At 71.5% G+C, this 19,073-nt stretch carries 20 protein-coding genes; 5 read left to right on the top strand and 15 right to left on the bottom strand.

Features of this window, described 5'->3' with window-relative positions; all coding sequences use genetic code 11:
• A partial coding sequence (locus VG276_11320; protein ID HEV8649966.1) for a DUF3455 domain-containing protein occupies positions 1–530 on the top strand: 530 nt, incomplete at its 5' end.
• Positions 531–615: 85 nt separating this feature from the next.
• The gene (locus VG276_11315; GenBank protein HEV8649965.1) at positions 616–1,179 is read left to right on the top strand and encodes a DUF6529 family protein; all 564 of its coding nucleotides are present in this window, start codon (positions 616–618) and stop codon (positions 1,177–1,179) included.
• Positions 1,180–1,229: 50 nt separating this feature from the next.
• On the opposite strand, the gene VG276_11310 is transcribed toward VG276_11315, so the two are convergent.
• The 6 genes from VG276_11310 to VG276_11285 all read right to left on the bottom strand — a co-directional run bounded on the left by VG276_11310 (position 1,230) and on the right by VG276_11285 (position 7,912).
• The gene (locus tag VG276_11310) at positions 1,230–4,358 is read right to left on the bottom strand and encodes an AAA family ATPase (GenBank protein HEV8649964.1); all 3,129 of its coding nucleotides are present in this window, start codon (positions 4,356–4,358) and stop codon (positions 1,230–1,232) included.
• Positions 4,348–4,722, bottom strand: coding sequence for a WhiB family transcriptional regulator (locus VG276_11305; GenBank protein ID HEV8649963.1), 375 nt, complete (start codon positions 4,720–4,722; stop codon positions 4,348–4,350). The genes VG276_11310 and VG276_11305 overlap by 11 nt, the downstream gene beginning before the upstream one ends.
• A gap of 84 nt (positions 4,723–4,806) precedes the next feature.
• Positions 4,807–5,145 carry a hypothetical protein gene (locus VG276_11300; protein ID HEV8649962.1) on the bottom strand — a complete coding sequence of 113 codons (339 nt, stop codon included), beginning with the start codon at positions 5,143–5,145 and terminating at the stop codon, positions 4,807–4,809.
• Between the two features lie 249 nt (positions 5,146–5,394).
• Complete coding sequence (locus tag VG276_11295; GenBank protein HEV8649961.1) at positions 5,395–6,666, bottom strand: vanadium-dependent haloperoxidase; 1,272 nt, start codon at positions 6,664–6,666, stop codon at positions 5,395–5,397.
• Between the two features lie 43 nt (positions 6,667–6,709).
• A complete protein-coding gene (locus tag VG276_11290; protein ID HEV8649960.1) occupies positions 6,710–7,300 on the bottom strand; it encodes a YceI family protein in 591 nt (196 codons plus the stop codon).
• Positions 7,301–7,453: 153 nt separating this feature from the next.
• Positions 7,454–7,912 (bottom strand): hemerythrin domain-containing protein, encoded by a 459-nt coding sequence (locus VG276_11285; protein HEV8649959.1) that lies wholly within the window; start codon positions 7,910–7,912, stop codon positions 7,454–7,456.
• Between the two features lie 1,158 nt (positions 7,913–9,070).
• On the opposite strand from VG276_11285, the gene VG276_11280 reads away from it, so the two are divergent.
• Complete coding sequence (locus VG276_11280; GenBank protein ID HEV8649958.1) at positions 9,071–10,804, top strand: transposase; 1,734 nt, start codon at positions 9,071–9,073, stop codon at positions 10,802–10,804.
• 220 nt (positions 10,805–11,024) lie between these two features.
• Here the strand turns inward: VG276_11280 and VG276_11275 are convergent, their stop codons facing one another.
• From VG276_11275 to VG276_11245, 7 genes are all read right to left on the bottom strand, one after another.
• Entirely contained in the window at positions 11,025–11,288 is a 264-nt protein-coding gene (locus tag VG276_11275; GenBank protein ID HEV8649957.1) for a type II toxin-antitoxin system RelE/ParE family toxin, read from the bottom strand.
• A gap of 10 nt (positions 11,289–11,298) precedes the next feature.
• The gene (locus tag VG276_11270) at positions 11,299–11,553 is read right to left on the bottom strand and encodes a type II toxin-antitoxin system Phd/YefM family antitoxin (GenBank protein ID HEV8649956.1); all 255 of its coding nucleotides are present in this window, start codon (positions 11,551–11,553) and stop codon (positions 11,299–11,301) included.
• Positions 11,554–11,586: 33 nt separating this feature from the next.
• Positions 11,587–12,240: a response regulator transcription factor gene (locus VG276_11265; GenBank protein HEV8649955.1), complete on the bottom strand. Its 654-nt coding sequence runs from the start codon at positions 12,238–12,240 to the stop codon at positions 11,587–11,589.
• On the bottom strand, positions 12,231–12,572 hold the full coding sequence (locus VG276_11260) for a hypothetical protein (protein HEV8649954.1): 342 nt from the start codon (positions 12,570–12,572) through the stop codon (positions 12,231–12,233). The genes VG276_11265 and VG276_11260 overlap by 10 nt, the downstream gene beginning before the upstream one ends.
• 48 nt (positions 12,573–12,620) lie before the next feature.
• Positions 12,621–13,721, bottom strand: a complete 1,101-nt coding sequence (locus VG276_11255; protein ID HEV8649953.1) for a histidine kinase — start codon at positions 13,719–13,721, stop codon at positions 12,621–12,623.
• Between the two features lie 35 nt (positions 13,722–13,756).
• On the bottom strand, positions 13,757–14,098 hold the full coding sequence (locus VG276_11250) for a hypothetical protein (GenBank protein ID HEV8649952.1): 342 nt from the start codon (positions 14,096–14,098) through the stop codon (positions 13,757–13,759).
• Positions 14,099–14,179: 81 nt separating this feature from the next.
• Positions 14,180–14,683 (bottom strand): hypothetical protein, encoded by a 504-nt coding sequence (locus VG276_11245; GenBank protein HEV8649951.1) that lies wholly within the window; start codon positions 14,681–14,683, stop codon positions 14,180–14,182.
• A 726-nt stretch (positions 14,684–15,409) separates the two neighbouring features.
• Between VG276_11245 and VG276_11240 the strand changes: the two genes are divergently transcribed.
• Complete coding sequence (locus tag VG276_11240) at positions 15,410–15,934, top strand: hypothetical protein (protein ID HEV8649950.1); 525 nt, start codon at positions 15,410–15,412, stop codon at positions 15,932–15,934.
• Positions 15,931–16,872 carry a hypothetical protein gene (locus VG276_11235; protein HEV8649949.1) on the top strand — a complete coding sequence of 314 codons (942 nt, stop codon included), beginning with the start codon at positions 15,931–15,933 and terminating at the stop codon, positions 16,870–16,872. Before VG276_11240 ends, VG276_11235 begins: the two co-directional genes overlap by 4 nt.
• On the opposite strand, the gene VG276_11230 is transcribed toward VG276_11235, so the two are convergent.
• Both VG276_11230 and VG276_11225 read right to left on the bottom strand, forming a co-directional pair.
• Positions 16,847–18,415: an ATP-binding protein gene (locus VG276_11230; GenBank protein ID HEV8649948.1), complete on the bottom strand. Its 1,569-nt coding sequence runs from the start codon at positions 18,413–18,415 to the stop codon at positions 16,847–16,849. The two genes, VG276_11235 and VG276_11230, sit on opposite strands and share 26 nt — an antisense overlap.
• Positions 18,416–18,418: 3 nt before the next feature.
• A complete protein-coding gene (locus tag VG276_11225) occupies positions 18,419–18,772 on the bottom strand; it encodes a response regulator transcription factor (protein HEV8649947.1) in 354 nt (117 codons plus the stop codon).
• Between the last annotated feature and the right edge of the window lie 301 nt (positions 18,773–19,073).

The raw sequence follows: 19,073 nt of genomic DNA, 5'->3' as shown, positions 1-19,073 counted from the left end.
ACCGCCTGCTGCTGGTGGGGATCGTCGCTGCCGCGGCGGTGTTGTCGCTGACGCAGGCGGCCCAGGCCGGACCGCCGCCGCCGGTGGTTCCGAGCAAGATCCAGGTTGGTGCCGGCAACAAGGTCTTCCTGGTCGGTCACGCGGTCGGCGTCCAGATCTACTCGTGCAACGGTGTTGCCTGGGGGTTCGTCGCGCCCCGGGCGAACCTGTACGACGACCACGGCAAGCTCATCATCACCCACTTCGGCGGGCCAACGTGGCAGGCCACCGACGGCAGCAAGGTCGTGGGCCAGCTCGTGGACTCCGTCACCGTCGATGCCACCGCCATTCCATGGCTGCTGCTGTCCGCTGCTTCGACGGCCGCTGGCCCTGACGGCGACCGGCTGGAGGCCACGACCTACGTCCAGCGGATCGCAACCACCGGCGGCCTGGCTCCCCCCGCCGCGGAATGCAACGCGACCACGGCAGGGACCGTGGCCGAGGTCCCATACACCGCCGACTACTACTTCTGGAAGCACACCGGGAGCTGACGCAACGCCGGTGCCCCCGGGTCGGCCGTGCGCCGGCCCGGTGGCTCCGGGGTGGCCGTGACCGTCAACGAGAGGGCTTGATGGGATGACGCCGGCCCGCGCCGTACCGCAGCCCGCCGGCCGCCTGGCGGTGGCCGGCGCGCTGGCGTTGGTCGTGGCGGTGGCGCTGTACGCCTTCGGCCGGACGCACACCCCAAGCTACACGATGGGCCTGTTCGGCCAGCACGGCGTCGCGGTCAACCGCCTCAAGGCGGAGCTTGCGACGGGGATGCTGGGGCTGGCCCTGGCCCAGCTCACGCTGGCGCTGTGGATGTACCGGCGGCTCCCCGGGGCCGGCGCGGCGCCGCCGACGGTGCCGGTGCTGCATCGCGTCGGCGGCGCGAGCTTGTTCCTGCTCTCGTTGCCCGTCGCCGTGCACTGCATGTTCGCCTACGGCGTGCAGTTGGGCGACCTACGGGTGGCGGTGCACTCGGTGGCCGGTTGCTTCTTCTACGGCGCGTTCGCGGCGAAGGTGCTGATCGTGCGGAGCCGTCGGCTGCCGGGCTGGGCGCTGCCGGTCGCAGGCGGCCTGCTCGTCACCCTGATCGTGTTCATGTGGTACTCGAGCGCGCTGTGGTACTTCGACGGCTCCCGCCTGCCCCTGCCGTGACCTGGCCGCAGGCCCACTCCCCGGGGTGCCGCTGGCGTTGACGCCAGCGGTCAGGATCCCGGCTTCACGATCCCGAGCCGGTGGGCGATGGTGGCCGCCTCGACCCGGCTGCGGACGCCGAGTTTGCCGAGGATGTTGGAGACGTGCACCGTGGCCGTCTTGGGGCTGATGAACAGCGTCTCGGCGATCTGGCGGTTGGTCCGCCCGATCGCGACCAGAGCGAGCACCTCCTGCTCGCGGGCCGTGAGACCGAGCCGGTCGAGCGGCGATGGCGGCTCGGGTGCGGGCGGAGGGGTGGTCGCGGCACCGGTTCCGAGGTTGAGGCGGCCGCGGCGGGCCAGGGCCTCGATCTCGGCGCGCAGCGGGGCCGCGCCAAGCTCGCTCGCCGTCGCGTGCGCGGCGCGCAGCGACGGCTCGACCTGCTCGCGGACGACGCCGCCGAGCAGCAGCGCCTCGGCCTCGCGCCAGCGGGCGTAGGCGGTCGGGTAGGGCTCGGCGAGCCGCTCCCAGGCCTTGGCGGCCGCCGCCCACAGGTCGGGGTCGCTGTGCCCGCCGAGCCGGGCGAGCTCGGCCTCGCAGAGCACCGCCTGGGCCTCGGTGCGGGGCGTGGGCACCGTGCCGTCGGCTGCCTCGGGCGACATCTGAGCGCGTAGCTCGCCGGCCAGCGCGCTCCCGACCCGGCGGGCCTCGAGGACCTCGTCGCCAGTGCGGCGCGCGCGTGCCAGCTCGGCGCGATCCGCGGCCGCGCGCAACCCCAGGGCGTACAGCGAAGCGCCGAAGATGAGGTCCGCGCCGGCGACCCGCAGCCCCTCGGCCACGGCGGCGTCGGCGTCGCCCAGGCGGCCCTCCAGGATGGCCAGCTCCGCCGTTGCGGTGAACAGCGGCGTGGCGAACCAGGGCTGCGTGACGGTCTGTGCGTAGGCCTCGCGGGCCACCGCCAGGTGCTCGGCGGCCGGGGCGGCAAGACCTCGGGCGAGGTCGAGCTGGCTGCGGGCCGTGTGGATGTAGACCCGCGCGGCGGCGAGCTCGGGGGCCACGCGATCGGCCGCGCGGTGCAGCAGCACCTCGGCGTCGTCCCAGCGACCGAGCGCGAACAGCGCACGCGCGGCGGTCGCGGTCAGGAATGGGCTGTGCCACCGCCCGAGCCCCTGGCTGGCCGCCAGCTCGGCGCCCTCCAAGGCGAGCGCGGTTGCCGCCTCTAGCTCGCCGAACGCTTCCAGCAGGCCCGACAGGGTGGCGAAGGCGCGCGCGACCTCGTCGACCTTGCCGACCGCCTGGGCGATCCGGCGGGCCTCGCTGAGCTGCCCGACGCCCGCCTGGAGGTCGCCGAGGAGGGCGAGGTCCACCCCCAGGGCCCTGCGGGCATCCCCCTCCTCGGCGAGGGCGCCGATCTGGCCGGCGATCGCGATCGCCTCCTCGCACAGGTCGCGCGACTCGCGGTAGTGGCCCTGCCCGATCAGTGCCTCGCCGAAGGCGGCCAGGACCTGCGCACGCTCGGCCAGCGGCGGGCTCGTGGGCACCAGGCGCACGGCCGCCTCGTACTCGGCGAACGCGCCCTCGCCGCCCGTCGCCCGCAGGTAGCCGCCGAGCCGCCCGTGCAGCAGCCCGGCCCGCACCGGATCCTTGGCCGCGTCCACGTCGACGAGCGCCGCCTGAGTCAGCGTGATGGCTCGGTTCGGGTCACCGGCCAGGTAGGCCGACTCGGCCGCGTGCTGCAGCACCGCGGCACGATCGAGGCCGAGCCGCTCTTCGGCGTCAGCCACCTGATCCCACAGCTCGAGCGCCGTCTCGAAGTGACGCTGGGCGTCAGCGAACCCGTAGGCCGCCTCGGACTGCAACCCCGCCTCCACAGCGGCGGGCAGCGCACGAGCCGGGTCGTGGGCCCTGACCCAGTGGTAGGCGAGCCGAGCCGGCACGGCGAGCCGGCTGGGCTCGGCGAGGTCGGGGCGCTCGGTGAGCACACGGGCGAAGGCGGCGTGCAGCTGAGCGCGCTCGCCGGGCAGCAGCTCGGCGTACAGCGCCTCCTGGGTCAGCGCGTGTCGGAAGGCGTAGGTCTCGGTGGCGGGGTCGGGGACGAGCACCTGGTGGGCGACTGCGGCGCGCAACGCGGCGAGCAGGTCCGCCTCGGGCAGCTCACTGACCGCGGCGAGCAGCTCGTGCTCGACCCGACCGCTGGCCGCGGCCACGATCCGGAGTGTCGCCTGCGCGTCCTCGGGAAGGACCTGGACGCGGCTCAGAAGGACGTTCTCGAGGCTCGGGGGCAGGCTGCGCCCGGTGCCCTCGTGGGTGGTGGCGAGCAGCTCCTCCGCGAAGAACGCGTTGCCCTCCGAGCGGCGGTAGATCCGCTCGACGAGCTCGTCGTCTGGCCTCGTCCCGAGGATGCCGGCCAGCAGGTCGGCGACGTCGACACGGTCGAAGCGGCCCACCTCGAGTCGCTCGGCCCGTCCGCTGCGGTCCAGTCCGGCCAGGAACGGCCGCAGGGGATGCCGCCGGTGCAGCTCGTCGGTGCGGTAGGTCAGCACGAGGAGCAGCGCTGCCCGCAGGTTGCGGACGAGGAAGGTGAGCAGGTCCAGGGTCGAGCGATCGGCCCAGTGCAGGTCCTCCACCACCAGCACGGTCGGGGACCGGCCGGCGAGGCGCTCCAGCAGGGCGAGGAACGCCTCGAACAGCCGGGCCTGTGCCGACGAGCCGACGGCGAGCCCGGCCGACGTCGACTCCTCGCCCTGCCCGAGCTCGGGCAGCAGGCGAGCCAGCAGCGGCCGTCCGGGTCCGACCAGCTCGTCGAGCGCCGCCGGCTCCAGCCCCCGACCCAGACCGCGGAGCGCCTCGACTGCGGGTGCGTAGGGCAGCGACCCCTCGCCGAGCTCGATGCAGCCGCCGAGCAGCACCTGCCCGCCGCTCCCGCGGACCTGACCGGCGAAGCGGGTGACCAGGCGGGTCTTCCCGACGCCGGCCTCACCGCCGACGCACAGCGTCACCGGGTCGCCGCCGCTGGCGTACGCGTACGCCGCCTCGAGACGGCCCAGCTCCGCTGTGCGACCGACGAAGCGCGAGGTCGCGACGGTCCCGGCCATGGCGAAAAGTATGCGCTTCGCCTCGTCGGACTGGAACAGACCGGCGGCCGTCCGGCCGTCCTCGTCCAAGCCGGTCGGCGGGCGGGGAGCAGGCTCACCCCGCAACCGACGCACCCCCGACCCCGGACACGCTGGTCGTGTCCCAGGCGGCGAGCGCACGCCGGTACCGCCACCCCAGGTCGGCCTGGTCCGCGCGCTGCCAGATCCTCCGCCGGTCTGCCTCGGACAGGCCGCCCCAGACGCCGTACCGCTCCCGTGCCGCCACCGCGTACGCCCCGCAGACATCGACGACGAGGCATCGGGCGCAGACCGCCTTGGCCGCGTGCTCGCGCGCCTGTCTGGCCGGCCCTCGCTCACCGTCGGGCGAGAAGAACAACCGGGCCCCCGTGGCCTGGCAGGCGCCACGCGCCTGCCAGGACCAGAACCCATCCAGGCTGGCCGGCCAGCCCGGCGCCCGCGATTCGCTCATCGAGCCTCCCGCCTCTCAGCCTGCACATGCGGGGTCAGGCGACCCACCGCAGCTCTCCACCGGCGCACCGGACCGCGCGGAGTCTCAGCTCGCCCTCCCGTCGCGCAGCGCCGGTCGCTCTCGTGCCACACCGACAGCGATGCGGAACGTGAGGAAAGGGAACCGGTCGGCGTCGAGGGAGTCGGTGGCCGCGACGCGGGAGTCCCCGGGCGTGGCGGCGATGTGGACGACGCCCCAGAAGGCGCGGAAGCGCCCGCGCAGCCGGGCGACGCCGCGCCGCGCGACGAACTGGAGGTGGGAGTGGGTGGGGTCGATGTCCCAGCCGTCAGGCTCGGGCATCGGCTGACGGCCCGGAACGGTGCCGTCGTCGGCCATCCGCTCGGCCTCGGGCGGCGTCCCATGGGGCATGTCGGTGGTGCTCATGATCTGGCTGCCTTTCGATCTGTACTCACGGCAACGGGGAGACGTCCGCTCTGGGACCCACGCTCGGCGGGTGTCCGAACACCGCCTCAGCGAACTCCTTGCCGCCGTTGACGGCGGCCGGTTGCCTGCGGATGGGGCGCGCGTCCGCGCGCCGGCGGCCGGTCGACTACGATCCGCCGCCTGCTGGTGGTCATGTTGGCTCCTCTCATGCCGTCGCACCGCGGGCGTCGCGCGGCACTGATCGTGTGCTCAGCGAGCCTGTAGGTCGTTGCTGAGCACGTGGCGGGCCACGTCGCGGCCCAGCTCGACGCCTGAGGTGTGATCAAGGCGGGTGTGGAGCCCCGCGTAGATGCGGCTCAGTCCGGCCTCCGTCGCCGCGGCGGAGAAGCTCGGGAACGAGCGCTCCACCCCGGGCAGGACCTCGGAGCGGACCGAGTAGCTGAAGCGGTCGGTGTCGAAGAAGGACTGCAGGATGACGGCGGCTGCGGCGCTGATGGTGCTGTGCGCGCCGGGGTAGGAGGGGTCAGGCGCGGTGGTGCCTGCCAGCGGCGTCCAGTTGGGATCGGCCCTCGTCGCCGGGTTGCCGTCGCTGTCGGCGAGCCGGATCGCGGTGACCGGCCGCCAGACGTAGGAGGCGTACTTGGCGTCGTAGAAGGCGATCGTCCCGTCGGCGAAGGCGAGGTTGAGCAGGGCGAACAAGCGGGCGTTCTGGGTGAGCGTCGTGCCGTGCGCCAGCGCTGCCGTCTGCGTGATCTCATTCCAGTAGTTCTGGATCGGAGCGGCCCAGAACCTGGCCACCTGGGTCTGGTCGGCCGTGCGGGCCTTGCTGTCGGCCTTGCCGAGCCTCTGCACCTCGCGCAAAGCGACCGCGTACCTTGCGGAGGTGAGGGCTGGTGGAGGGCCGGGACGAAACTGGTCGGCCCGGGTCAGCGTGAACGGCTTGACGTGGGACCAGTGGGTGAAGACCGGTTGGGCGAAGTTGGGCGGTGTTGGCCGGTAGCTTCCCGGCGTCGTCCCCGGCACCGGCTCAAGCGGCGTGGCGTTGGAGCCGTCGTCGGTCCGCAGCGCCAGGATCCGCCGCGCGACCGCCTCCCCGACCGCGACGCCCTGGCGTTTGGCACGGCCGTTCGGGACCTGCGCCAGCGACTCTTGCAGGCGGGCGTCGAGCATCCCCTTGAGCGCCGGGTACAGCCCGACCAGGGTGTCGTGCGCCGCCGCGTCGGCCGCCGCCGGGACCGAGGCATGCCGTGGCGCCACGGTCCCGCCCAGGTACGGGGCATGGGTATGGTCGATGGCGTCGACCGCGTCGTAGATCGCGACGTGCATAATCGCCAGGCTCCGGGTCGGGTGCACGGTCTTCGGCTGGGCGCCAGGGGTACGGAGGATCTGCAGCAGTGTCCGGTTCCACTGGATGACCGGGTCCACCGGCCGAGCCGCGGACCGGGCATGAAGCGCCGTCGCGGATCCAAGGCTGGCGGCCACGATCGCGAGGATCGCGACGACCAGCAACATTGGTCTCATGCGTCTCATGGGGCATCTCCGATCGGGTATGGGAGGCCGGCGCTCACCCTCGGCGCCGCACCGCCTGGACCTCCAGCTCGACGTGCACGGTCTTGCCGACCAGAAGGCTGCCGCCTTCCTGGAGCATCACGTTCCAGCTCGGGCCGTAGTCCTCGCGGTCGATCTCCGCCCGGACGCGGAGGCTTGCCCGCGACAAGCCGGCCGGATCCCTCGTCCGGCCCAGGTAGCGAACCTCGAGGGTCACCGGGCGGGTGATGTCGCGGATGGTCAGGTCGCCGTCCACCGTGTACCGCTCGTCGTCGATCTGCCGGACCGCGGCGCTGTGGAACACGAGGGACGGGAAGCGTTCGGCCTGCAGGAACTCCTCGCCGCGGAGGCGTGCGTCGCGCCCCTCCTGGCCCGTGTCGATGCTGACGGCCGCGATCTCGACGTGGCCGGTCGAGCGCTCGGGCGGGCCGGTGATCGAAAGGACGCCCCAGACGTCGCCGAACCGTCCGCGCACCCTGGTGAACGCGTGCCGGACGACGAACTGTACGGTGGAATGGACCGGGTCGATGTCCCAGATGTCGACCCCGGATGCCGGGGCGGGCGGCGGGGCCTGGGGCACGGTCGTCGTCTCCTCGGATATGGACATGAGCTAGCCTTTCTCGGCGTGCGCGTGGGACGTGGGCTGGCCGGCACGCTACGGTCCCGCGGCGGCCCGGACATCGGACGATGCGCCTAGATCCGTGGGTGGCAGCGTCCGACGTTTCCGCTCGGGGACCCTAGACGGCGGGCCGCCGCTGCCTCACCAGCCGCGGCGCGGCCGCCCGGTGAGCTGCCCGGTCCGCTCCATCAGGGACCGCCCGAGCTGTTCGCGGTCGGAGGGGCTGAGGCGGCGTCGGACCTCCGGCAGGATAAGCGCCTCCTCGTCCCGCACGTGGAGGCGGAAGACCTGCAGGAGGACCTGCACCTTCGCGTCGTAGCGCGGGTCGGTCGGGACCATCGCGGCGAGCTCCACCGCCAACAGGTCAAGGAGATGGGCCTGCTCGAGCTGCCGCTCGATGTCGCCGTCGTACCGGCTCGTCTGCGCCTGCAGCGCCGGGTAGAGCAGTTCGCCCTCGATGGTCTCAAGCACCCCCAGGGCGCCCGCGATGGCGCCGAAGGTGCTGAAACGCGCGGCCCTGCCGCCATCGGCGCCGTCGTAGGCGGCGAAGAGCCGCTCGAGGTCGGCGTGAGCCTCGACGATCACTGTGCCTGCATCCATCGATGGTTCGCTCCTTTCGGGGGCGTGCGACCGTGCCGGGTCGCGTGGGGGCCACCGTAGGTCACGGGTCTCGCCGAGGGATCGGACGATCCTTCTAGATCCGCGGGTCGTCGCACCCCCAACTTCTCGCGCCCGGCGTCGTAGCCAGGAGCCACCCGGCGACCGGCTCGGGTGGTCTCAGAGGCCATGTTCGCCCGATCGGGCTGCTTCACGACCGATGCAGCAGAGCCTGAGGAGGAGGTTCGTAAGCTGGTCGGAGTGGGCCCATCGTGCAGGTCACCTTCCGCACCTCAGACTGCACCCCCTGCCCCGACCGAGCCCGCTCCCACCCGCTCGCCGGTCAATCCCCGGCATCTCACCTTCCGACCTCGCCCGCAGTACGAGACCCAGCACAGCATCCGCACCGAGCAGGCCACCGACGCCTGGCGGGACCGCTACGCGCACCGCTCCGGGATCGAGGGCACCATCGCGCAGGCCTCCCGCCGCAGCGACCTCCACCTGGCTCGCTACCGCGGCCTGGCAAGACCCACCTGGAGCATGTGTTGACCGCGCTGGCCCTCAACCTGGTCCGCGTCGACGCCTGGCTCACCCAGACGCCACTGGGCGGCAGCTGGGTTTCCCGTCTCACCAGACTCCGGCCAGCGCTGGCACCGGTGTAAATTCGCCAGCAGAGTCCTCCCGGGGGGAAGTCCACTCATCGGATGGCAGCTGGCAGCCGCCACGGCAGGGGAGCAGGCTGAAGCGCGACGTTTCCGCCTCTGCCGCGTGTTATGCGGGCATTCCGTCCGGGCAGGACTGAGGGCGTGACGCTGACGATCGGTCTGGACCGGATGCGGCGACTACGCTGCGTGGTCGTCCTGAGGCCCCTGGGCCTGAGTGGACCGGCCGGGAAGGCCACCAAGCTCGACCGTGAGGAGGACCCGCGGCCCCAGCGCGGCCCAGGCTTGCAGCGAGCGCTCCCGGCCCGACGCCAGCAGCGCTGTGACCTGCAAGGATGGTGGTGGGCGCGACAGGGTTTGAACCTGTGACCTCTTCCGTGACCCTGGTGGTTAATTTCGCGGCGCGCCGGGCAGGTTCTGTGATCTGGAGTGTTCCGGGTTGGATCATGCTGCCTGCGGCCGTCTTTTCCCCTGCCCGGCCGTGGGAATGGAGTGGGTGATGTCGTTGCAGCCGCAGCCGTGGCCGCAGATCCCGGAGCTGACCGTGCAGGCGGCGCGGGCCGCGGCGGGCAACGGTGGGTATCCACTGGCGATGCGGGTCCGCGATGAGCTGGGCGAGTTGTTCGCGGACGCGGAGTTCGCGGAGGCGTTCGGGGTGCGGGGGAAGCCGGGCTGGTCGCGGGGGCGGTTGGCGCTGGTCACGGTGCTGCAGATGGCGGAGAACCTGACCGACAGGGGTGCGGCGCACCAGGTGCGGTTCCGGATGGACTGGAAGGACGCGCTGGGCATGGAGCTTTCCGACCCGGGGTTCGACCACACCGTGCTGAGCGAGTTCCGTGGCCGCGTGGTCACCCACGGCATGGAGGAGAAGGGCTTGGACCTGCTGCTGGCGGCCCTGGCGGAGAAGGGGCTGGTGACCGCCGGCGGCAAGCAGCGCACCGATTCCACGCACGTGGTCGCGGCGGTCCGTGACCTGAACCGGCTGGAGCTGGCGGGCGAGTCGGTGCGGGCGTGTCTGGAGGCGCTGGCGGTCGCAGCTCCGGCCTGGCTGGCCGGCGCCGTCGACGTGGCTGGATGGGGCAAGCGGTATACCGCGCGGGGGGACTCCTGGCGGCTGCCCGCCTCCCAGGCCAAGCGCGCCGAGTTGGCGCTGGCCTCCGGCACCGACGGGTTCGCGCTGCTTGCGGCCGTGTATGCAGCGGATGCCCCCAGCTGGCTGGCCGAGGTGCCCGCGGTGGGGGTCCTGCGGGTGGTGCTGGTGCAGAACTACACCCGCACGGTCACCGGCGGGCGGGAGGTGGTCAAGCGGCGGGAGGCTGAGACAGACGGTCTCCCGCCGGGCAGGCTGCGCCTGACCTCGCCGTATGACACCCACGCCCGCTGGGGCGGCAAGCGCGACACCTTCTGGAACGGCTACAAGGTCCACGTCAGCGAGACCTGTGACACCCCCGACAGTACGGGCACTGGCAGCGGGTCTGCGGCGTCGGCGCGGGTGGCCGCCGAGCCGCCCAACCTCATCACCAACGTGGCGACCACGGACGCGACCGTGCCGGACTCGGCGATGACCGAGCCGATCCACCGCACACTCGCGGCCCGGGGCCTACTGCCCGGCGAGCGCTCCATCGACTCGGGCTACCCGTCTGCGGAGCTGGTCCTCACCTCGCTGCGTGACTTCGGTATCGCGCTCATCTCCCCGGTGCTGCTGGACACCTCACCGCAGGCCAGGGCCGGCGCCGGGTTCGACCCTACCGCCTTCACCATCGACTGGGACGCAGGCTCGGCCACCTGTCCGCAAGGGGCCGTCAGTGCCTCGTGGAGCCCCTGTGTCCAGCGCGGCGCCGACGCGGTCGTGGTGAAGTTCCCCGCCCAGGTCTGCCAGGCCTGCCCAGTCCGCGGCCAGTGCACCACCGCCACGCGCGGCGGCCGCCAGCTCACCTTGCGGCCCCGCGAGATCCAGCAGGCCCTCGACACCGCCCGCGCCCAGCAGACCACCAACGCCTGGCAGGCCAAGTACGCCCTGCGCGCCGGCGTCGAAGGCACCATCCACCAGGCCGTCGCCGTCACCGACATCCGCCACGCCCGCTACAAGGGCCTGGACAAGACCCACCTCGAACACGTGGACGCAGCGGTCGCCCTCAACCTGACCCGCCTGGACGCCTGGTGGAACGGCCACCCACTGGACCGGACCCGCACCAGCCACCTCGCTCGCCTCGAACTGGCCCTGGCCGCATGACCTCAATTAGCCACCAGGATCTTCCGTGTCAGCAAACTACCGGGAACCGCTGTGCTAAGCGGCGTTGTTGCAGGTCGGCTCAGACCGTAGGTGCCGAAGTTAAGTGCTCTCCTGGCGTTCAGTTAAGCGTTCTCTCTGCACCCGGAGGACGCCGCTCCCGGCATTGCCACGTTCGGACCTCCTACCAGGATTCTCTGCCGATTCCTGCTCCTTGGGTTCGTCAACGCGGACGATAGACCACGCGACGGTGTTGGACCCGGTGCACGATCACGACCTTGCGGTCGTCATCGATCTCGTAGATCACACGGTAGTCCCCGCGTCGCGCCGAGTAGAGCCCGGTCAGCTCGCCGACCAGCGGCTTGCCGACGCGTCGCGGGCGTTCGGCGATGGGGCCCAGGATCGCCTGGATCGCGGCGTCACGGATCTTGCCGGGAAGCTGGTTGAGGTGCCGCAGGCCCTCCCGGGTGATCTCGACCTCGAACACGAGGCCGTTCCTACGCCTGGTCGCGCAGGGGGACGGTGTCGCCGGCGGCGGCTTGCCGGCGTGAGGTGTGCAGGGAGTCCATCAGCTCGTCGTCTTGGAGGATGTCCAGCGTCTCCTCCAGCGACGCCAGGTCGTCGGGGCTGACCAGGACGAAGGAGGGTCGTCCGTTGCGGGTGACCAGGATGCGGTCATGCTCACGCTCGACCCGATCGGCGACTTCCGACAGGTGGGCCTTGACTTCAGAGAAGGGTAGCGTGTCACTCATAGGTCAAGATTCTGACCTGGCCTGGTCGTCTGGTCAACCGTCAATAGCGCGCAGGAAGGCGAGTATGGCCAGGACCCGACGGTGATACCCGGATGCGTCGCGGAGCCCGAGCTTCGAGAAGATATGGCTGACGTGTGCTTCCACGGTCTTGGGACTGAGGAACAGCTGGTTGCAGATGCTCTGGTTGGAGTGCCCTTCGGCCATCAAGGCGAGCACGTCACGTTCGCGGTCGGTGAGCTGGTCGAGCGGGGTGGTGTCGCGCCGGCGGGCCATCAGCCGGGAGACGATGGTGGGGTCGATGACGCACTCACCCTCGGCGACGCGTCGGACCGCATCGGTGAGCACCGCGATGTCGGAGATCCGCTCCTTGAGCAGGTAGCCGACGCGCTCAGGATGCTGTTGCAGCAGTCGCATGGCGTAGCGCGACTCCAGGTAGTGGGACAGGACGAGCACCCCGACCGAGGGGTCACGGCGCCGAATCTCCTCAGCCGCCACCAGCCCCTCGTCGGTGTGCGTCGGTGGCATCTTGATGTCCACGATCGCGACCTCTGGTCGGGTGTGCCGGATCGTGGCCAGGAGCTGGTCTGGGTCGCCGGCTTTGCCCACGACCTCGAAGCCTGCCTCGATCAGCAGCCGCGCCAGGCCCTCGCGGAGGAGGACCTCGTCGTCGGCGACCACTACGCGCATGGCAGCTCGGCGCGGATACGGGTCCCGCTCTGCGGCGCGGCCTGGACGAGCAGCCGGCCGTCGAGCGCGCCGACGCGGTCCTCCAGATCGGTCAACTCCTCGGGCAGCTGCCGATCGATCTCGATCTCGACCACCAACCGCCCGTCTGCGCGAGCCGTGTCGACGGTGGCCCGCCGCGGCCGGCTTCGCTTCAAAGTCTCGGCGACCACGAAGTAGGCGGCGGCCTCAACCCTTGACTCGACGTGTCCCTGTGGCAGCCGTCCCACCGACAGCGGGCTGGATTCCTGTTCGGCCAGCGCCTGGAAGGCCGCCCCTAGGAGCGTGGTGCCCAATGGGCCTCAGCAGCTGGAAGGACGAACGCTTTGAGTGAAACTAGCAGCTCAGGTAGCATGTGGATTGTCACCAACAGTGAGATTTCCCAAAAGACACCACGCTCCTAGGCCCTCCTCGACGAGGGCCGCCGGGTAGAGCCCATGCGCCAGCGCGCGCAGCTCGGCGAGGCCCTGGCGAACCTCGGCCTCCGCTTCCTCCAATACGGCCACGTCGGTGTTGGCCTCGGCTCCGAGCTGGGCGAGACGCAGCGAGAGCGCGAGTGAGACCACGCGCTGCTGGGCGCCGTCGTGCAGGTCGCGCTCCAGCCGCCGCCGCTCGGCGTCCCCCCGTTCGACGATCCGGGCACGCGAGGCGCGAAGGTCCTCGAGCCGGGCGCGGACCTCCGCCTGGAGCCGCTCGTTGTTGAGGACGAGGCGTGCTGCCGTGGCGATCTCATCGACCAGCCCAGGGTCGTCGAGGAGCCCGTGCCGGTGGACCAGCAGCGCCACCGGCTGGCCGCCACGCACCAGCGGAGTCACCGCCCGCCCCTTCTCAGGCTCGGCAGGACGGCCACTGCCGTCGACCCGCCGCCCATCGGGTAGTGGATAGAGCAGGGTGAGCGAAGAGTCGCCGAGCGACCTGGAGAGGGCTGTGGCAAGACCGCCAGGCCGCGGCGAGGACGCGAGTTCCACCACCAGCCGGGCGAGGGCCGAGCGGACGCGCTGGCCCCGGACCCACTCCCAGCACACGCCGAGCGCCAGCGCCACCAGCGCCGCCGCCTGCCCAAGCCACAGGCGGCGGTCCAGGGTGTCGTTGCTGAGGAAGCCCCTGGCGAGGGCGTGCTGGAAGCTCCAAGCGACCAAGCTTAGGTACGCGATCGCAGGGACGGCCACGGGCGCGATGAGCCGCCGCGTTGCGGCCCTGGACCGAACCAGCCGCCACCCCAGCAGTACGACCAGCAGCAGCGCCCAGACCAATCCCAGCTGGATGCCGACGCGGTTCAGCCCCTGCACGGCCTGCGGGTCATTGAAGATGCCGACCAGGTTGTCGGGGCATCGGCTGCAGCCCTGGCCGGCTGGACGGAAGAACAGCGCCGGCAGGAGCCCCAGCCCTAGCACCGCGCCGCCGTAGGCGATCGCCACGGCGACCCGCTCTAGCTGGGTCCGCAACTGCCCACCCGGGTACATCAGCGCGGCATGACCGATCAGAGAGCTGGGCAAGCGGCACGGAGGACCAGGCCGACGGTAAACGTCAGTGCCGCCCCTGCGCCCGGGTTGTCCCACTCGGCCAGGAACCACCCCACGCCCGCCGCTACCACCAGCGGCCCGAAGCGACTGCCGGGCCGCCGTACCCATGCCCAGAGCCCGGCCGCGATCAGGCTCCAGCCGGCCAGCAACTCGGCCGCGCCGGCGATCGGCGCGCTGCCGGCGAGGGAGTACGCGGGCTCACCACGCGCGATTGCCAGCGATAGCAGCCCGAGCGCGAGGCCGGCAGCGAGCAACACGAGCCGACCGGCGCGCCCGCGCAGGACGTCACCGGCGATCATGTGCTCATCGTCGCAAGTGCGGCGACGGGCCTCAAGCTGCGGGGGCGCCCGGCCGCGGACGCCCCCGGCAAGTCGGCGTCGCTAGGGTGTCGGCTGCAGGATCGGGTGGGTGTAGATGGGCTTGGCCGTCAGCACCGGCGTGTCGCTTGTGCCGTCAGCGTTGATGGCGTAGATGTGCCGCGGAAAGCCGTCCTGGTTGGTGTGTGTGTACAGGATAGCCTTGCCGTCGGGGGTCCAGCGGGGCTGGGTCGCGCGCGGTCCGTTCGGGCCGTACGTGGTGAGCCGGCGCAGGCCGGTCCCGTCCGGGCGGATGGTGTAGAGCTCGGACCGGCCGGATTCCTGGAAGTCGACCAGCGGCCGGGTGTTGAAGACGACGCGGGCGCCGTCCGGTGACCAGTCGGGGTCGCCGGCCAGCAAGCCCCAGGGGGTGAGCTGCCGTAGGCCGGTCCCGTCGACACCGACCACGAACACCGCCGCCTGGACACCGCCCGGGCGTTCACGGCCCCGCCAGAACACCAGCCGGCGCCCATCCGGCGACCAGCGGGCGAAGTGGTCCTGCCCGGCCTCGAAGGTGTTGTCGACCACGGGCCGTTCGGTCCCTTGGCGAGGTCGATGATCGCGATGCCGAAGCGTGCCGGCGGCAGGCCCGGCCGGAGGTCGATGTCGGTGGAGACCGCAAGGTGTCTGCCGTCTGGGGACCAGGCAGGTTCCCAGTGGCCGGCGCACTTGGGCAGCCGGCATGGGGGGAGGCGACGGGCATGTGCGCCGTCGGCGTCGGCCACATACACCTGGCTTGGGGACTCCTCGGAGGCGGCCAGGTCGAAGGTCAGCCGTTTGCCGTCGCGGGAGAAGTCCGGGTGCAGTTGCCGGCCCGGGAGATCGGCGACGAGCTGATGGTCGTCGGACCCGTCAGTCCGTACGAGGAAGATACCGTCCTCGAACTCGCCGCGGGGCGTGGTGCCCTGGTAGGCAAGCCAGCCCTTGGCCGAGGCGACAGGCGACGGCACCGCACTGGTCGAGCGGCTCGGTGAGGTGGCTTCTGACATGGCGGCCGCGCTGGTCGCGGAGCAGCCAGCAGCAAGCACCAGCAGGAGCGCGAGCACTGTGCGCTTGATCATGATTCCTCCTCGGGATGGTGGCGTTGCATCAGACCGACCCTAGGACGCCGCCCGCACCCGGTTCGACGGGGGCAGACTCTGGTCTTGCCGAGGGTTGTCCCCTGTCTCTCCGATGGGAGAATCAGGGCAAGACCCGATGCGCCGTGCACCCCGAGCCCGCATCGTCGAGGCGTCGAGCAAAGGGGAGGCACCAATGCACCGACGCCAGTCGCTGAGTCCAAGAGTTGCACTCCTCGCGATCTTCGCGGTCGTCCTCGCCACTTCGGGCTGCTCCGGCTCGGGCGTGGACAAGGCCGGCGGCACCAAGACCGAGCAGCCGGTCGTGCTCACCCTGGCAAACCACGAGGACGGCCCAGAGGACGTCCAGTTCTGGATCGAGGAGGTCCAGCGACGCGCCGCCGGGTCGCTCCGCATCCAGGTGACAAACCGGTGGCGGCTCCAGGAGATCGACTACGACAAGGGCACTATCGCCGACGTCCAGGCCGGCAAGGTCCAGCTCGCCAAGGTCGCCGCGCGCGCCTATGACACCGTGGGCGTCACCAGCTTCCAGGCGCCGCTGGCGCCGTTCCTGATCGACAACCAGACGCTGGAGCAGCGCGTCCTGGAGAGCGAGCTGGCCGGCCAGATGCTGGCGGGCACCGATGAGCTTGGCCTGGTGGGGCTGGCGGTGCTGCCAACCGACCTGCGCAAGCCGCTTGGCCTGTCGCGTCCGGTGTGACGGTCCACGACTACCGAGGGGCCCGGATCGGCGTTCGGGAAGGCGAGGTCGCCAAGGCGACGTTCACCGCCCTTGGCGCCACGCCGGTCGGGTATGTCGCTGGCGGGCCGGTCAGCGGCTTGGATGGGCTGGAGCTCGGCTTCGGCACGATCAAGGGGAATGAGTACGACAGGCAGGCGAAGGCGGTCACCGCCAACGTCACCTTCTGGCCGAAGCCGGTGACTGTGGTGATCAACCGGAAGGTCTTCGAGTCGCTGACGGCAAGCCAGCAGGCCGCGCTGCGAGGGGCGGGTTCGGCCGTGGTTTCGCGGCAGCTCGACTTCACGCAGGGGCTCAGCGCCGAGGATGGGAACGTCCTCTGCCGGCGGGGACTTCGGTTCGTGCGTGCCAGCAACCAGGACCTCGCCGAGCTTCGCCGGGCTGTCCAGCCGGTCTACGACAGGATCGAGGGCAACGCCGAGACGAGGTCGTTGCTGCAGCGGATCCTGGCGATGAAACGCGAAACCCGCGCCGCCGCAACCCCTGACAGCCCGCGCTGCTCACCGTCGAGCTCGGCAGCGGGCGCGGCCGACCAGACGGCGGCCGCGCTCGACGGCGTCTATCGAACCAGCTTCACCCGTGAGGAGCTTGTCAAGTCGCCGTTGCTGGTGAACGCGGCCGAGGTCAACGATCAGAACTGGGGCGACTTCACCCTCACGTTCGACCACGGGCGCGTCACCTTCACTCAGCGAAACGACGTCGACAGCTACTCCACATCGGGCACCTACACCCTCAACGGGAAGGCGATCACCCTGAGCTTCACCGAGGGAGGAAACGCCGGCGAGACCTTCGCCGTCCGTTGGAGTCTGTATCGGGACGTGCTCACCTTCGAGCGCGACCAGTCCCTCGGCCATATCCCGACGGCGTATCTCGTCAAGCCGTGGCGTCGGGTTGGCTGAGGGGGATCTCGGCAACGAGATGGGTCCCTCTACCCCGCGGGCTCTCGATGCGCAGCCGCCCCTGCAACGCCTCGACCCGATCGGCCAGGCCACGTAGGCCCGAGCCGCGCGCCGGGTCGGCGCCTCCGACACCGTCGTCCTCGACCTCCACGACCAATAGGCCTGTCCGGTTCCCGACCCGGATCGTGGCCTGTGATGCCTGGGCGTACTTGGCGACGTTGGTCAGCGCCTCCGAGCAGATGAAGTAGACGGCCGCCTCCACCGTTGGCGCGAGCCGCTCCTCCGGGACGCCCACCTGGACCGGCACAGGGCAGCGTTCGCTCAGCTCGGCGAGCGCCACCGCCAGTCCCGCCTCGGTCAGCGTTTTGGGGTGCACGCCACGGGCGAACTCGGTCAGGGCGGCACGGGCGGTCTCCAGCTCCCGCTGGAGGCCTGCAACCGGCGGTCCTCGGTCGGCAAGCAGCTCGGTGACGTGGGCGAGCCGCCGCTGGGCGCCCTCGTGGAGCTCGCGCTCCAGGCGGCGTCGTTCGGTGTCGCCGGCCTCTACGATCCGCCGCCTGGACGCCTCGACCTCGCGCACCCTGGCCCGAACCTCCGCCTGCAGCCGGGCGTTGGCCACCGCGACCCCCGCGGCGGCAGCCACCGCGCTGACCAGGTCCGGGTCGTCGAGCACGGCGGCGTCGTGGACAAGGGCGCCGATCTGCTGGCCACTCTCCTGCAGGTAGGTGACCACCCTGTTCGCCCCGGCGGCAGGCAGCGCCACCGGACGGCCGGCCTCGTCCACGTAGCCATCAGCGTCAGGGAGCCGGTAGGCGACCACCAGCGACGGATCCCCAACGGCACGGGCAAGCTTGGCCCGCAGCGTTCCCGCCTCATCGGGTTCGCCGAGGTCGACCACCAGGCCGGTGATGGCGGCCTGTGTCCAGCGCCCCCACAGCAGATCGGCGAACAGCCCGACAGCCACCAACACCAGCACGCCCTGGTACGCCCACAGCCCGGTCGCGTCGGTGCCGACGTCCGCCAGGCGTCCGACGGCGCCGAACCCCAGGGCGAGCGCGACCGCCGAGGTTGCCACGAGCGCCGCCGCTCGAGCCCGCCGCTCGGGGCCGCTGGAGCGTAGGTAGCCGACCAGCGCCGTGGCCACCACCGCAAGCGAGAGCACGATCGTCGCGATGTCCTGGCGGGCAAGCGGATACACCGCGGCATCCACATACGCCGCCGCAACGACCACCTGTTCCAGGCGGGACCGCAGCCGGCCTCGCGGATAGCCAACCAGCAGGTGGACCAGCGGCCCCCGGTGCAGGAACAACGCGGCGTCGGCGAAGCTGCCGGCGAACCAGGCGACGCCGGTCGCGGCCATGAGCAGACCGGACCGGCTCGATGGCCGCCGCCGCCAAGCGACCACGCCGAGGCCGATGAAGGCAAAGCCGACGGTGGCGTCGGCGGCCACCAGCCCGGGCTCCTCGGGCAGGTAGGTCACCGATTCGGCAGCCACCGCGACGGCAAGGCCAGCCGCCGCGACGCCAAGCGCGCGCCGGCGCATCGTTCAGCCGACCAGCGCAGCAACCGCGGCGCCCGACAGGTCGCTCTTGGCGATGAACCCGCGTGCCGGGCTCTCGGCCAGCCGCCGGCGGTAGGCCGAGCGGTCACGGCTGGACACCAGCACGATCGCCGGCGGGTCCCCGGCCTGGGCCAGCCGGCGGGCGACCTCGAAGCCGTCAAGGTCGGGAAGCTGGACATCGAGCACCACTACACTCGGCCGCAGCCGGTGAGCCGCGTCCAGGGCCGACAGGGCGTCGGCTGCCTCGCCCACGACCTCAAAGCCCTCCAGCTGCAGTAGCGCGCGGGCCAGCAGCCGGAAGGGGGCGTGGTCGTCGACGATCAGCACGGTCTTGGCCATCGGTTGATCGTCGCACGGGCCGAGCGAGCAGCGCATCGGGGCTACCCCTGGTTCCGATCTCCCAGCCGACAGCACCTTCCAGGCCCTCTGCCGATGCTGCGGCGGGTGGCCGGACCACTCAAGGCTGGCTGGGCCGAGAGGTAGCGACTGCGGGTATGCGGGGCTCCTCGCTGAATCGTGTGGGTGGGGTCTTCGTCAGGCGGTAGGGTCGGTCCTCCCGGCCCCAACCCTGCTGGAGGACCGTTGATGGCGGCGATCGATGACCTGTTCCAGGCCGCTCTTGGCCTTGCCGAGCCCTGGC

It is taken from the genome of Actinomycetes bacterium (genome assembly GCA_036000965.1).
Classification (GTDB): Bacteria; Actinomycetota; CALGFH01; order CALGFH01; family CALGFH01; genus DASYUT01.
Note: the sequence above shows the minus strand (reverse complement) of the source record. Positions and strands in the feature narration are given on the sequence as shown.